Here is a 14,515-nt window from a genome sequence, read left to right as displayed (position 1 = left end):
TTTGTTCTTACACCATGGTTGTCGCCGGTTCGGTATACACAGGATCGTTTCGATAGTGGGTCATAATAAAAAACATCATGACAACACAGATAGCAGGGATAACCGTAAAGATCAGCCGGACGACCAGGACGGCCATATCCGTCTGTACGGCGGCACTTCCCACATAACCGCCAACGGTCAGTAACCAGCCGATAATCGCGCCGCCAACCGCAATACCAATTTTAATGGCAAAGAGATTGGTAGAGAAAACCAGGCCGCTAAGCGATATTCCCGATTTTTTCTCGACATTATCGATAATATCGCTCAGCAGACTCCATTGCAGCGGCGCTGAGCTCGCGTCGATGAAATGAATTACGCTGATGATAATGCAGATTGCTATAATGTATTCAGACGGAACCATAAACAGCGCTACCAGGACGACGGCCTGAAGAAGTAACGACGTTTTGTATGACACTAACCGATCAAATTTTCCATATAATGAAGTGGTGAACACCGCGCCAACAAACCGGGTGCCGAGAATGACTAATAAAATTGTGCTGGTTAAATCGGGACGATTCAAATAATAGTGAACAAAGTACATGGCGCCGCCCGTTTTTAATATCCCGGCGATAAGACTCACGATGTTAAGTGCAAAGATGCATCGCCAGTTATGATCCTTAATAAGAACCGACAGTTCTTTATAAATGCCACTAAATTTCCGCGTTTTGTCGATCTCTTTACGGTGATGTTCTTTGGTCATGGAAAAACAAGCGAAGAACAGCACGGTACTCAGGCCTCCCATGATGATCATGGCCCAGAAGTAGCCTCTTTGCAGATCGCCATTGCCTAAAATTTTCGTTAAAGGCAGGGCTATAACGGAGACAATAATGCCGCCTAACGCCGCGAAAGCAAAACGGTATGCCTGAATTGACACCCTTTCTTTTGCATCCTGGGAAATATTATTGATTAATGCGCAGTATGGAACGTTTACCAGTGAGTAGAAGATGGACAGAGTCGTATAAGAAATATAAGCATAGATAATTTTACCTGTTTCACCTAATTCGGGTGTGTAAAAGGTTAATGCGCCAAAAATACCAAAGGGTAACGAGAACCATAATAAATAAGGCCTGAACTGACCATGTCGGGTTTGAGTGTGATCGGCAATATAGCCGATATAGATATCGGCGAACGCATCAAATACCCTGACGAAAAGAAACATAGTGCCCATATGAAAAGCGCTAAGCCCATACACATCAGTATAAAAATAGGCCATGAATAGCATGATGGTTTGCCAGATAATATTCGATGCGCCATCGCCGATTCCATAGCCAATCTTTTCTTTGAATCCGATTCTATTCATAACTATACCTTTTCATAAGGAGTCTAAAATAGCGTTAACGCGAACAACTCTGTTACCTGATGAAAAGGTAATTCTGATTAATCATAAAAAATGTATCGACGAGGCTTTTTTATATAATTTTTTTGCGCCAGCATGGCCGTAACGATCACACTTAACGTAAAAACGTGAGAAAGAGGTATCAAACCGTTCATTAGCGGTTTTTGTGAAGTTGCACGCTGGTGAGGCTATGGTTCCTGAATTTTTTCGGGGTAACGCCAATGAGTTTTTTGAATTGAAAACAGTAATATGCCGCATCTGTAAATTCGCACTGATAAGCGATATCGGTAATGCTTAGCGCGGTATTGCGCAGCATATCGACGGAGCGGGCGATTTTCTTGCGTAACAGATACTCTTTAAAGCTGATATGCATGATTTTTTTGAACGTCCGGGAGAAATGGCATGAAGAGAGGCCTACAGTGTCGGCGGCTTCATGCAAACTGATATTCAAAGAGGTTCGTTTTTCCATTTCCTCCATAAAATTAATCATTTTTTCAAATAATGAGAGATTGTCTTTCTCCGGTGATATTGCCTGTGCGCTGGAGGCACACTGAAAAACAGTATTGAGTAAGAGGATCATTACCGGGTTGATGTCGTCTGTTGAAGGTTCGGTTTCATGCGCCTGTGCCAGCCACTTGAATAAAAACTGTACTCTCTCAGCGTACAATTCATTGGGTTGAGTTATGATTCCAATGTGTGGATTCATGGAGGGAATTGGATATTTTAATCTGTTGAGTACAGCCCGATCGTACTGAAAGAGAAAACGCTCATGATCGTCGGTGTATTCCAGCGCCATATCATGGAGTACCAATGGGCTAACATAAATTAACGTATTGTCTTTTATCGCGAATTTTTCACTGCCAATACTGTAACTGCCCTGCGCTTTATGGAACCACATAATTTCATGCTCCAGATGCATATGTGGTTTGATAGCTAATCCCTCTTCCGGGACGGCTTCTCCTGCGCGTAAAACGTAATCCAGTTCTGTCGACGTTTCTAAATTTTCAAAAAAATGATCTTCATTGATTAAGTTTCGCATAATGGCTGTCGTTAGCGTTAATGTCTCATCCTTGTGTGTCGCCATTATAGCCGTCACTCGTAGCGGATAATGTTAGCCGGATCGAGCGTCGCTGATGAACACCTCACTTCCAGTTTCCTGGCGGCTGCACTGAAAATATGAGCTCCCGAACTGGTGCGGGTAGCGTAAAGCAGGGCATAAAGCCATACCCTAAACAGCAGTCAATTCCGCCTGTTTACACAAAAAAAAGACCCCGGTGGGCCGGGGTCTTTGTATCGGGTGAAAATATGCCGCTACCCGCGTGCTTAGCTGCGGTTCTCTTCAATAAAGTGTGCGAGATCCGCCGGGGTTTTCAGCACGGTCGCCACTTCGGTAGGCGGGATCATGCAGCCATAAACATCCTGCACTTCCAGCACCATATCCACCGCCAGAATCGAGTCGAGGATATCGGACTCAATCAGCTCATCGTTAAAGCCCACTTTGCGGGATAAGATCTTTTCAAACAGCGCGAGAATTTCTTGTTCCATCTCTATTTCCTGAATCATCAGTTCGTGCGGGCATGAGTGTCCAGCAGCTTACGGTCAATTTTGCCGTTGGGATTGAGCGGCAAAGCGTCTTTGATAATGATTTGCGAAGGCACCATATAGGGCGGGATCACCTTCGAGAGCGATGTTTTTATCGCTTCCGGTGCCAGCTTCGTTACACAGAATGCTGCAATACGCAGCACACCGCCGCCGGATTTCATCAGCGGCAGAACCACCGCTTCACTGATACCGGACATTGCCAGCAGGCGGTTTTCGATCTCGTTGATCTCGATACGGTAACCATTCAATTTAATCTGGCTATCGTTACGCCCCTGGCAGTAAAGCAGCCCATCTTCGTAGCCCAGGTCGCCGGTTCTGTAGCCACGGAATGCTTCGCCCTCACGGTGCAGCAGCTTCTCGGCGTTCTCTTTTGGCAGCCCGAGATAACCGCGCATCACATTTTTACCCCAGATGATCAGCTCGCCTTCCGGGGTAATTTCCATTCTCGAGTCCGGCATCATCGTGCCAACCGGCAGTAGATCGTTCTCGCTGTTCAGGATCTCGTCGGTGATTTCAATCACCGTTGTGGCGATGGTCGCTTCCGTTGGGCCATAGGAGTTAAGAATTTTGGCCTGCGGAAAGCGGCGGCGTAACTGTTTGACCAACGCCTTGTTCAGCACCTCGCCAATAAACACGAACACGTTGAGGTCGGGCAGGTATTCGCTGTTGAACTGCGGCGAGAGCAGACGCTGGTAAGCAAAGGAAGGCGTGGATACCCACACGGAAACCTGATTGCTTTTCAGGCGATCGAGCCAGTTGTCAGCGGCAATATCCTCTTTCGCATTCAGTACGATATGCCCGCCAGTGGCCAGGTTCGCCAGCAGCGGAATCAACGAGAGGTCGAAGCTGAACACCGCATGGTTCATCAGCACCGGCGTCGGCGGCAGTGAAAAGTCCTGGCGAACCCATTTCATAAAGTGCCACAGGCTTTCGCGCCCGATCTGCACACCTTTGGGTTTGCCGGTGCTGCCGGAGGTGAACATGATGTACGCCAGATCCTGCTCTTCGAGTGGTTTGCCGGTTTCACCGGTCGCCACGAACTGCCGGGTGGCAATGTCGTAGTACCACGGCGCGCTTGCCAGCGAGCATATCTCTTTCAGCCGTTCCTGCGGATAAATGCAATCCACCGGGATATACGGAATGTTATGCAGCAGACAGCTATAGATGGCCACAGCGAACTCCGCCTGCTGGTGGCCGTACAGCACCACTGGCGTACCGGCGGGTAACTGGCACTGCTGTAAGCGTTGTGACCAGTCTGTCACGGCGGTGGTAAGCTGTTGCCAGGTCAGGGCTTCATCGCTGCCGCTGATGGCCAACTGCTGTGGATTCGCGGGATCAAGTAATGCCGCACGCAGGAAATCCTGCAATTCCTGAAGCTCGGTGTGAAGGTTCATAGAGGTGACATTCCGCTAAAGATGTAAAGAGAAGCCGCAGCACTTGCCAGCGTTAAAATGCGGCCCAGGAAGATAACCACCGGGTTTTGTAACCCGGTGGTCAGCGCCGGGCTGCGTTTGGCTGACCACTGAAGCATGTTGTGCGCAACGGAAATAGCGCCAAACAGCGCGCCGCTGATAACATAGTGCCTTTCGAGCCCGTTCCATGCTCCCATACAAAACAGCGTGCAGAAGATACCTATGTTCTGCGCCAGCGTTTTGTTCTGACGGAAAAAGTCGAGCTTCATTAAGTTCATATAAATCGGCATAAAGACCACGTCTCTCAGCCATTCAGAGAGACTGATGTGGAAGCGTCGCCAGAAATCCTGCGGGTTTTTCGCCAGAATGGGCATATTGAAGTTCGCCGGAATATTCAGGCCAAACAAGCGCCCGGCGCCAATCGCCATATTGCTGTAACCGGCAAAGTCGAACCACAAATAGGCGCTGTAAGCCAGCGACATCACCACCCCTACACTGAGGGTAAACGGACGATGGCTCCACGACTGGATCACCAGGTTGTCGATAAGCATTGCGAAGAGAAACTTCTGCACGATGCCGGTAAAAATTTGCTCCATTGCCGTTAAAAACTGCTCACGGGTCAGGCTAAATACCGGTTTATTAATGTCCGTCACCCAGGTCCGCCAGCGATACATGGGACCTGCCAGAATAATAAATGGCATAAACAGGTAGCAGAAATAGTGCAGAAAATGACGGCCATCTTTTTTGCTGCGGTACAGCAGAACATCAATGGCGCGGAAGGTCATAAACGATAAGCCGATCATGCCCCAGTGATTGTTAAGGTGTAGTTTCACCAACAGCAGCGGCAGCAGCGTCAGGGTGACTGCCTGCCAGGTTTTCAACCAGCCTTTCTCTTTTAAGGTGACAATGGCGTAAAAGCTGAAGAAGACCGCGACGGGAACCGCGTAATCTCCCTGGAAGATATAGCCCCAGGCGACCGCGGCCAGTACGGAAAATGCGGATAAATAGGTCAACCGGTAGTGCAATACGCGGTTAACCAGCGCGAAGATCAACGCCGATGAGAACAGGTATAAAAAAAACGTTCCGGAGCTGTACATCATTCATTCCTCAGAACTTTTGATATTCAAAATGCACTTTCAAACTCATGCTCTCATCCACCGAAGACCACGCGATGATGGTGACCGCCAGCAGGAGATAAAGGAAAAAAAGGCGAATAGCATTTTTCATCATTTAAAACTCTCCAGAATAAAGCGGTCCATCGGTACCCATGCCAGGTCGGTTGGGTGCAGGCGATCCCAGTTCCAGCCCTCCTGATAAGGCATGGAGTACATATCGAGGTAAGGGATCTGATTTGCCTGCAGAATTGCCGTTGCCTGAGTCACGGCGGGCTGCACCAGTTCCGGGTTCTGCACGGCCCGCCGGTTGATGGCATCAATAATGACCACGACCTGAACATGGCGCGATTTCAATAACTTGATAGTGGCTTCAAACGCCTGTATTTGTGCCGGAACGACAGGTGAGTCATCCCACACTTCCGGTTTTTCGCCCGGTTCATAAATGGATTTGTCCATCCACAGCGTGGCGGCGCTTTGCTGACGATATGCGTTCAGCTCGCGGGCATGAGCCAACTCTTTATCCCAGTCCGGTGTTACGACGGATGTGGGGTGTTGCGGCCACGGTTGAGTCTCTTCCGGCTCAATGTGTAGCATTGCCAGCCAGTCGTTTTTAATCAGTGTGCAGAAATTAGCAAACTGGAAACTCACTTCCTGCCAGATATTTTCCGCGTGCCAGCCATAAATTTTCATTTGCGAAAAGGTTAAATGGCTGATCTCTTTTTTATCAATATTGCGTAAGTAATTGACCAGGAAGGGGCGCGCTTGCTCATCCTGGATTAATGGATTAAACACGGGGGCCGGGAAATTATCTGCAAAAATAGCGGGCGGAACGCCGAATGAATAAAAACTGTCCGGTGAAAGTAACAACACCACTTTACTGTTTGCATTAAGGTCGTTTTTAAAACGTGAGAACAGTAAAAAATGTGTAACACTATCATCGAAGCTGTCACCAAATGCGACCACCGGACGATGCAAATCATTATTAAAGTAATTATATACAGCGTAATGTTCATCTTCTGAGGTGGCGACTTCAGAAGCGCCGATGAAAAAAATCGCATTGCCCTGTAATGCATGAGAAATAGTGGCTATTTTTTCAGCTTGTTCTTTTTGTGTGCCTGCCATTGATTTAATCAACGGCTGAAATGTAAGCGGCGGATCAAAGCTGTTCACCAGCGGGTGAACACATAAAAACAGGATGGCAAGGGCCGCCATCGAGATATGTAGGCAGAGTGTATTTTTAAGTTTCATTATAATATTAAGAAAGCATAATATTTATTTGTTTAAAGTTTGTTGCTTTTTATCTTCACAGCAAACCGACCTCTATGTTCACGACACTATATACCAGACGCCTCACAGATGATGAGTGTTGCTGTGTAACGGTATGTACAGATTTGATCTGGCGTCATATTACGGGGTGAATCTTCACGCGGGCGGTGTGGACGTGGAGGGGAAACGGCTTGGCGTAGCTCTCGCGAATGAGAGTCATACGCGCTACGCCCATCCCAATGGCAAACAGCAATAAGGATCGGCTTAGCGTTCGCCCGGTTTCAGTGTTTGATTACCAGGCAAATTATTCATCTTCCCATCGCATTTTATACTCCGTCGGCGGGATGCGATTATGTTTGCGAAATATTTAAGTGAAATAGACCGGGTCGCCATAACCCACTGATTGAACAATTTTAAATATGGGTAATAACCTTGACGGGATAAGTCAACGCGCGCGGTTTATTCGTTGTTGTTCACGCCAGGCATAAATGGTAACGCCGAAATCTTTTTTACGCAGATGCGCGAAGCGGGAAGGGGATTGAAACTCCATGCTGGTGAGTTTTCGACTTTCAATTCTTCATCAATGTGACTGTGCTGCCGGCACCGTGACCCGGGTTGGTCTATGTCGGGAATACTTTTATCCCACTTTAGCCACTCCAGTCAGCAGGGGCGCGGAGTAAAGTAAATCCACAGATGATCCCGTGTTCGCGATGTTTGTCGCACGATGCCACACATTATCGACCTGGATACAGGGGGCCCGCAGCACATTCTCTTTTCAGTGAGGCCGTTGTCATAAAAAACGCGTTATCGATTAGTCACAATCGGCTATCCGCAGATGACTGTGAAAGGGGGACAGGTTCTACAGCGGGGAAGATAAAGCGCCTCAGACAAGAGGCGCTTTTTTACCTGTGCTCCTTACTGGTTGTCTGTCCGGGCGCGAACATGGCTCAGTCCGGTGTGATTGATACGATATGGCTGACCATTCACCGACGTGATCAGCTTCTTGCTCCTGAGTTTTTTAAACACCGCAAGCGTGCAATCGCTGAGCAGCAATCCTTCGCGGGTGTAGCATTCAACGGTGGTAATACGGCCTGATGCATCGCGGATATGCGCAATGCGTCCGCCTTTGGCGAGAACGTGTAAGGTACGTTGTTCCGGACGGGATAAATTCATACTGAAAACCTGTTCATCATCATGAGCAAAAACGAGCCAACACCCGCAGGTGTTCGCGTAAGGTTTAAGCGCAGCGATAATCAGTCCGGCCTGTGCAGGTCGGGACGCTGATTATCTGATGATGACATTCTCCAGCATCAAAGCCTCGGTGAGTGTGGACAGGAATAACGTGATGGATACTATCACAGCCCGTTGAGGGGGAAATCAATCCACCGCCGAAGTGTGACGGGATACGACAATTGGCGTTAGTAGAGCACACCACAGTGTCTCAGTGTGGTGCAGTGGCGACAGAGAAAAGAATGGAATAAAGCCGTGCAATGAGAGGGATAATTGTTTTTTGGCTTTGGCACGGAATATGATGGGCATTCAAATAATAAAAGTAAGAAGGTTATATGAAACGCACTCTTTTCATCGTTCCTCTGGTCTTTCTCTCTTTCACTTCACACGCCAAAACCGTGGCTGATTTTATTAATGGCTGGCCTGAACTGGCGACGAGTCCAACCATCAGGGCTGCTATTCAGCAGGGCGCGATTGGTAACGCGGGTCTGGATGCAATGAGCAACGGGGCAACAAGCACGACGCTTGGCGACGAGGCGCAGAAATTGCTGGCTGAAAATGGCTACGACTATGCGCAAGCCGCATTACGGGATTTAGCCACGACAGGCTGCGGCGAGAACGGTCTGGCAGAGGTTTATGGGCTGCGCGAAAAAGATTGTCAGGCGATCATTAAAGTGGATGCGCAAATAGAGTGATGCGCGGTAACGCCATCACAGCCCGGCAGGTGGCACGTCTACCGCCCGCCGGGAAACATCAATGATGTAGCATTTCCTCGACCACTTGCGCCTTGGTCATATTGTACGGGTAGTATGTCGGCCAGTTATCCATCTCTTTGAGCAGCGCTTCCTGTGAGACATTCCCCATGAAAATGTGGAAATGTTGTGACCGGCGCGGCGCGATAATATGGTCGCTGAACTGCACATATTTTGGCGCTTTTGACTGGCTGTCTGTGCATTCAAACAGGTAACGAACGCCTTTCTTACCAGAGGCATAGGTGAGGATTTTGTACCCGGCGTAATCATAACGGCAACGATTCACCGTATTGCCAGAGTGAAATTCGATTACGTTGTCTTCGATGCCGATCATCTCAATGTTTGTCGCGTAGCCTTTTTTATAATAAGCCCGGTACTCTTCAACGGTTTTGTCACCCTGTTTCGCTTTTTTCTCCAGCACCGGATCCAGATCGCCATTGAGCAGGTAAGGTTCCAGCGATTGCCAGATACCATCCCAGTCGCTCAGCGCTCTGTCTTTTACCTCTTTATTATCAAAAATGCCTTCGCTGGCTTTGCGTTCAACCTCCGACAGCGGTTTACCGTGATGGTGATCGTGGGCAACGCTTTGAGCGCTACCAAGCAACATGCCCATACCGAGTAAGAACGCGGATTTCTTCATGATCATCGTGTAGTCCCTGGTTATCCTTTGTGACAAAATGAAATGTTATAATATAACAATTGATTTTGCCGCCTATGTCAACACAGAGAAAATCGTTAGCGATTTTCCTTACGCTTACTGCACGCCCTGCGCTTGCCTGGAAAGTGAAAATCGTCAACAATGCGCGCTAAGGTGATGGCGTTCCACCTTACCCAACCGCTTCCCTGAGAAGCTGATGACGCCTGATATGACTCTTTAACGGAGGCATGTCGGGCGTTTTAAATTTTCCCCTCCCGGCATGTCTCCATCATTCGCACGATTAATGAGGAAAACATGCTGAAATCTTTATTTGCTGTGATGATCGGGGGTTCTGCGGGCTGCGTTATCCGCTGGTTGCTCTCCATTCGGTTGAATGTTCTGTTTCCCAATCTGCCACCCGGCACCTTACTGGTGAATCTGCTTGGCGGGTTAATCATAGGTGGCGCGCTGGCGTTCTTTACCCGGCAGCCGAATCTTGATCCCACCTGGCGACTGCTAATTACCACCGGTTTGTGCGGCGGCATGACGACCTTTTCAACATTTTCACTGGAGATCTTTGCATTGCTGCAAACAGGGGATTATCTGTGGGCAATGACCTCCGTGTTGGTGCATGTGGTAGGAGCGATTTTGATGACGGCTTTGGGATTTATGGTGGTTAACGCGTTGTTTTGATCGATGTGGCAGGGAGAATCGTGCGTTCTCCCTGCGTTCAGAATTACCGCTTCGGTAAATTCTGCGGAAATAAATAACATTTTTTGATTATTTCTTTAGAAGATATATCGACGTTTAACCCCTTTATAAATATAAGTTTTATTTTAAATGCAACATATGCATCTAAATGTAAAAATAAGCTGCGTAATTTTTATTATGATTAATTTTATGAATGCCGTTGACTAATTTTCATTAGCAACCAAACTTAAATCTCTAACGCGATCGATTAAAGTACTTAATGACTTTTTCGGTTACAAGTAAAATACCCACTGGAGATATAATATGGCGGAACATAGAGGCGGTTCTGGAAATTTCGCAGAAGATCGTGAAAAGGCTTCTGAAGCAGGACGGAAAGGTGGACAGCACAGCGGGGGCAACTTTAAAAATGATCCCGAACGTGCATCCGAAGCCGGTAAGAAAGGCGGCAAAAACAGTCATGGTGGTGGCCGTAAATCTGAGTCCTGATAGTGACTTATGGTAGTCAGTCATCATTAAAATGGTATGTGAATAACAAGCGGGTCGGAAACGGCTCGTTTATCTCGTTATGTTGAATGTGATATTTCGTTAACTGATTCTTTATTGTGAAATTAATAGATGGCGACCTGCATAATATTATGTGACGGTAATCTTTTGCAAAGATTATTGCTCATTAGCACAAAGTGTACATTGCTGTGCTATGAAATAAATACCTGAGTAGAATGATGAGAGAAAATAAACAAGAAAACCCCAGTGAGATAATGCCCATCGAAGGGTGTGAGAATTTTCTGTATATCGACCCTAACAGAATGATATCAACGCTTATTTCTATTAATGAGGCAGCCGTATCCCTTCATCTTACCCCACGCCAAAAGCGTCTGGTTGACAAAATCGCTAACCGGATACAGACGCAGCAAGAAGATAATTCGCCATAACAGCGCGATATTCCTTTACGGAGAAATAGCGAAAAATCACCCTCAGGAGCAGGAAATCCGCTCTGTGTCTGAAGGTATGCAATTGCCTGGTTATTGCTCACAATGAGTCTGCTAATTATTTGCAAAATGTTTACAAGAATATCGTTATAAAACAACTTGTTGTAGTGAAATATAACGATCTTTGGGAATGATTTTTTTCATGGTGATTGCCTTGAAGTTATCCAAAAAATGTTTATATTTCATGCAGTTCTACAATTTACCAAACCCTGGTGTCGCACTTGCAACCGCTCAGTCTGAGCGGTTTTTTTTGTCTGCCGCCTGGCTTCTTTTCGCTGCGGGCATCTATAGTCAAAAGACGGAAGGCAACAAGGAGGATCCTGTGCTGAAAGTTGAAAAAGATGATCCACACAACGCACCCGAGTCCGGCGATAAGAAGCCGCAACCGGTGAAAAAGTAACAAAAAGGTCGCTACGGCGACCTTTTTGTTGCCCACGCAACAGGCTATTTTCTGTGTGTTAGCAAAGGAGGGAACTTCAACGGGCCTGAGACGCGAAGCGCTGTTTTGCGCCTTATCCCTCCCTACATGCTTTTCTCCACATGGCCCAGCGGTTTTTCCGGGAAGCAGTAGTCGCGTACGCGGCGTTTTAATTCTGCTGCATCGGGGAAACCACTATCCTGCTTGCGATCCCAGATAACGTGACCGTCAATATCGATAACAAAAATCCCACCGGTGCCCGGCTTCAGGGTGACCGCATCGAGATCGGTACTGAAGGTATGCAGTAATTCCTGCGCCATCCAGCTGGCGCGTAGCATCCAGTTACACTGGGAGCAGTAATGCAGAGTGATGATGGGTTTGCTCATTTTATCGTCACCGTAAGCGCGTAATAGACAACCATTGTAGGCAATCTATGGGGAGGAATGTGAAGAATAATTAAGTTATTGCAAGTGATAATTATTATCATTATTATCTGGCTCAATAAGATGAGAGTTGGCCATCAGTGTCGGGTGCGGACACGGCACAATTCCACGTACGACTGGAAGTAAGCAGTGAGCCTGATACTAATAACACCTGGGCTTGCAAAACTATGTATACATCGCAACTTTCCCGGCCTCGCTTTAGCAAGCGCGTGCTGGTGACTTCACTACTCGCAGCACTGTATCAGACCTCCGCCAGTGCGGCTGATACCCCCGCAATTTCCGCCAACTCCCAGCAAGATACCGCTGAAGAGATGGTCGTCACAGCGCCTGCGCCGGTATTAAAAGCCGGGAGCGACCATTCGGTCAGCGCGCAGGATCTGCAAAATAAAGGCGCGAAAGATTTTGGCTCCATCATGCGCTATGAGCCGTTGATCAGCGCCACCGGCGCCAGCGGCGGTTCCGGCAACGGGAAAAGCGGCTTCGATCGCGGCGGTTACACCGGCTATAACATTCGTGGTCTGGAAAGCAACCGTGTCGGCATTGATGTTGACGGGATCCCTCAGCCCGATGCCACCGGCCGCAGCTATGTCAGTCGCGCAGGTCTGAACACTTTCGGCATTGGCCGCGATTACATCGATCCGTATATGTACGGTAGCGTTGATATTCAGTCCGGCGCGACATCAACGGATAACGCCAACACCTCGATTGGCGGCAACGTCTCCTTTAAACCGAAATCCGCCGACGACTATCTGCGTCAGGGGAAAGAGACCTACTTTGGTTATCAGAGCGATTACGACTCCGCAGACCGTAGCTGGCACAACGGCATAACCGGCGCGGCCGGGGACGACACTCTGCGCGGCATTTTTGTCTACAGCCGCCGCGACGGTCAGCAGACCCGCAACAACAGCGGCACTCTGGACGCTTATCCGGCGAACTGGCACTCCGATGCGATGATGGCCTCCGGGATCTGGCAGCCCAATGAGGCGCACAAACTGACGGCGACGCTGGATTATTACCACAAGACCAACCACACCCACTACGATAGCTGGAACAGCAGCGGCAGCACGATCCTCGGTGATGCGCAGCAAACCAGCCAGACCCGGCGCTGGGGCGTTAGCCTGAAAGATGACTGGACGCCAATGAACGACTGGCTCGATAGCATGTCCAGCAAAGTCTACTACCAGCACACCGAGGCGCATGACCGCACCTGGATGCCAGACAGCACCACCGGTAGCATGGAGACGGTCTACTCCAACTATGACACCGACACCTGGGGCATTCAGAATGCGCTGGCGAAAACGCTCGGTCGTCATGATCTGAGCGCAGGCTTTAACGCCAGCACCAGCAAAACCGAACGCCCGTTTAGCCAGTCGCCGGTACCGAGCGCCTTCAGTGTGATCATGCAACCGGAGGCGAACAGCCGCAGCTACACCGTGGGCGCGTTCGTGCAGGATCAGATTAACTTCGATGCAGATGGCCACCACTTCGCCATCATTCCGGGCACGCGCGTTGTGCATCAGTCCACTAAACCGGATAACCTCTCCAGCCTGACGACCAACAGCAGCGTGCTGACGGAGTCGTCCGTCTCGTCGTTGTACGGTAAAAATTCAGACACCCAGTTGCTGCCGTCGCTGACCTTCCAGTACGACCTCACGCCGCGCCTGATGACCTACCTGCAATATAAACGCGGGGCGGAGTTCCCGAACGCCAGTCAGTTGTACGGCTCCTGGAACCTGGGTTCAAGCTATGCCGGGCGTGGGCAGTATGCGTTGATCGGCAACACCGATCTGAAAACCGAAACCAGCAACAACCTGGAATGGGGCATGAAGGGCGACGTCACCGACGGGGTAACGCTGCGTACGGCGCTGTTCTACAACAGCTATAAAAACTTTATCGCCTATACCCGTTACACCCGTTCAGGCAACCCGGATAAATTCACCAACGTTCCTTCCAATATCTACACCACTTATCAGGCTGAAAACCGCGACAAGGCCTTTATCTATGGCGGTGAAGTCAGCGCGAAATTCAACGTTGGCACCTGGTTCGAACAACTGAACGGCCTGAGCGCCACGCTGGCGTACGGCTATACCCAAGGGAAGTCCAAATCCAGCTACTCCGGCGACAAATACGTCGATCTCGACAGCGTCGCGCCAATGAAAGCCATCGTCGGCGTTGCCTGGGATGATCCGGCAAAACGCTACGGCACTGCGCTGACCGCCACCTTTGTCAAAGGCAAGCAGGCGACCGCCACCAACCGCCAGTCCTACACCAATACCGGCGGTGCATTGGGGGATTCCAGTGTCGAGTATATGCGCGTGCCGGGCTACGGTCTGCTGGACTGGACGGCGTACTGGCAGGTGGCGAAACACGTCAAGGTTAACGGCGGCGTTTACAACATCACCGATCGTAAGTACTGGGACTACCTGAACAGCCGTACTCAGGAAGAGTCCACCAACCAGAATGCCTACGATAAAGCGCTGGCGGTGATGCCGGGACGCACCTGGCAATTGGGCGTCAATGTCGACTTCTAAGACGATGTTATCGCTCGGGCAGCCCGGGCGAATA

At 49.1% G+C, this 14,515-nt stretch carries 16 protein-coding genes, 1 pseudogene and 1 riboswitch; of the genes and pseudogenes, 6 read left to right on the top strand and 11 right to left on the bottom strand.

Translation table 11 applies throughout. The features are described 5' to 3' along the window. Window positions 1–7: 7 nt before the first annotated feature. The 7 genes from GA0061071_RS07690 to GA0061071_RS07665 form a co-directional block, all read right to left on the bottom strand. On the bottom strand, window positions 8–1,339 hold the full coding sequence (locus tag GA0061071_RS07690) for a glycoside-pentoside-hexuronide (GPH):cation symporter (RefSeq protein WP_088236797.1): 1,332 nt from the start codon (window positions 1,337–1,339) through the stop codon (window positions 8–10). A 190-nt stretch (window positions 1,340–1,529) separates the two neighbouring features. Beyond that, a complete protein-coding gene (locus GA0061071_RS07685; protein WP_245191405.1) occupies window positions 1,530–2,459 on the bottom strand; it encodes an AraC family transcriptional regulator in 930 nt (309 codons plus the stop codon). A 239-nt stretch (window positions 2,460–2,698) separates the two neighbouring features. Continuing rightward, entirely contained in the window at window positions 2,699–2,920 is a 222-nt protein-coding gene (locus GA0061071_RS07680) for an acyl carrier protein (protein ID WP_061497358.1), read from the bottom strand. A gap of 17 nt (window positions 2,921–2,937) precedes the next feature. Beyond that, complete coding sequence (locus GA0061071_RS07675; protein WP_088236796.1) at window positions 2,938–4,371, bottom strand: AMP-binding protein; 1,434 nt, start codon at window positions 4,369–4,371, stop codon at window positions 2,938–2,940. Then, window positions 4,368–5,486, bottom strand: coding sequence for a membrane-bound O-acyltransferase family protein (locus GA0061071_RS07670; protein ID WP_061497355.1), 1,119 nt, complete (start codon window positions 5,484–5,486; stop codon window positions 4,368–4,370). Before GA0061071_RS07670 ends, GA0061071_RS07675 begins: the two co-directional genes overlap by 4 nt. Window positions 5,487–5,496: 10 nt before the next feature. Continuing rightward, window positions 5,497–5,619 carry a hypothetical protein gene (locus GA0061071_RS23700; RefSeq protein ID WP_271044619.1) on the bottom strand — a complete coding sequence of 41 codons (123 nt, stop codon included), beginning with the start codon at window positions 5,617–5,619 and terminating at the stop codon, window positions 5,497–5,499. Further along, on the bottom strand, window positions 5,616–6,752 hold the full coding sequence (locus tag GA0061071_RS07665; RefSeq protein WP_061497353.1) for a D-alanyl-lipoteichoic acid biosynthesis protein DltD: 1,137 nt from the start codon (window positions 6,750–6,752) through the stop codon (window positions 5,616–5,618). Before GA0061071_RS07665 ends, GA0061071_RS23700 begins: the two co-directional genes overlap by 4 nt. 133 nt (window positions 6,753–6,885) lie before the next feature. On the opposite strand from GA0061071_RS07665, the gene GA0061071_RS23440 reads away from it, so the two are divergent. Beyond that, entirely contained in the window at window positions 6,886–7,026 is a 141-nt protein-coding gene (locus tag GA0061071_RS23440) for a hypothetical protein (protein WP_167352630.1), read from the top strand. Window positions 7,027–7,140: 114 nt separating this feature from the next. Here GA0061071_RS23440 and GA0061071_RS23835 read toward each other — a convergent pair. Together GA0061071_RS23835 and GA0061071_RS07660 are read right to left on the bottom strand one after the other, a co-directional pair. Further along, window positions 7,141–7,364: pseudogene (locus tag GA0061071_RS23835) on the bottom strand (arabinose operon transcriptional regulator AraC); the annotation flags it as partial. Window positions 7,365–7,685: 321 nt separating this feature from the next. Continuing rightward, entirely contained in the window at window positions 7,686–7,943 is a 258-nt protein-coding gene (locus GA0061071_RS07660; RefSeq protein ID WP_061497351.1) for a YjhX family toxin, read from the bottom strand. Window positions 7,944–8,335: 392 nt separating this feature from the next. Here GA0061071_RS07660 and GA0061071_RS07655 point away from each other — a divergent pair, with 392 nt between their 5' ends. After that, a complete protein-coding gene (locus tag GA0061071_RS07655) occupies window positions 8,336–8,695 on the top strand; it encodes a hypothetical protein (RefSeq protein ID WP_061497349.1) in 360 nt (119 codons plus the stop codon). Between the two features lie 58 nt (window positions 8,696–8,753). Here the strand turns inward: GA0061071_RS07655 and zinT are convergent, their stop codons facing one another. After that, a complete protein-coding gene (gene zinT / locus GA0061071_RS07650; protein ID WP_088236795.1) occupies window positions 8,754–9,398 on the bottom strand; it encodes a metal-binding protein ZinT in 645 nt (214 codons plus the stop codon). Between the two features lie 155 nt (window positions 9,399–9,553). Continuing rightward, a riboswitch (Fluoride riboswitch) is annotated at window positions 9,554–9,623 on the top strand. Window positions 9,624–9,704: 81 nt separating this feature from the next. Here zinT and crcB point away from each other — a divergent pair. From crcB to GA0061071_RS07630, 3 genes are all read left to right on the top strand, one after another. After that, a complete protein-coding gene (crcB, locus tag GA0061071_RS07645; protein ID WP_061497344.1) occupies window positions 9,705–10,082 on the top strand; it encodes a fluoride efflux transporter CrcB in 378 nt (125 codons plus the stop codon). A gap of 321 nt (window positions 10,083–10,403) precedes the next feature. Continuing rightward, on the top strand, window positions 10,404–10,586 hold the full coding sequence (locus tag GA0061071_RS07640) for a con-10 family general stress protein (RefSeq protein ID WP_061497343.1): 183 nt from the start codon (window positions 10,404–10,406) through the stop codon (window positions 10,584–10,586). A gap of 645 nt (window positions 10,587–11,231) precedes the next feature. Next, window positions 11,232–11,489, top strand: a complete 258-nt coding sequence (locus GA0061071_RS07630) for a hypothetical protein (RefSeq protein WP_134318552.1) — start codon at window positions 11,232–11,234, stop codon at window positions 11,487–11,489. 122 nt (window positions 11,490–11,611) lie between these two features. Here GA0061071_RS07630 and GA0061071_RS07625 read toward each other — a convergent pair whose 3' ends face one another. Next, the gene (locus GA0061071_RS07625) at window positions 11,612–11,893 is read right to left on the bottom strand and encodes an Rdx family protein (protein WP_088236794.1); all 282 of its coding nucleotides are present in this window, start codon (window positions 11,891–11,893) and stop codon (window positions 11,612–11,614) included. Between the two features lie 224 nt (window positions 11,894–12,117). Between GA0061071_RS07625 and GA0061071_RS07620 the strand changes: the two genes are divergently transcribed. Continuing rightward, a complete protein-coding gene (locus tag GA0061071_RS07620) occupies window positions 12,118–14,481 on the top strand; it encodes a TonB-dependent receptor domain-containing protein (RefSeq protein WP_088236793.1) in 2,364 nt (787 codons plus the stop codon). Window positions 14,482–14,515: the final 34 nt, after the last annotated feature.

Source organism: Kosakonia oryzendophytica, from assembly GCF_900094925.1.
Classification (GTDB): Bacteria; Pseudomonadota; Gammaproteobacteria; order Enterobacterales; family Enterobacteriaceae; genus Kosakonia; species Kosakonia oryzendophytica.
This window is presented reverse-complemented; position numbering and strand designations above follow the sequence as displayed.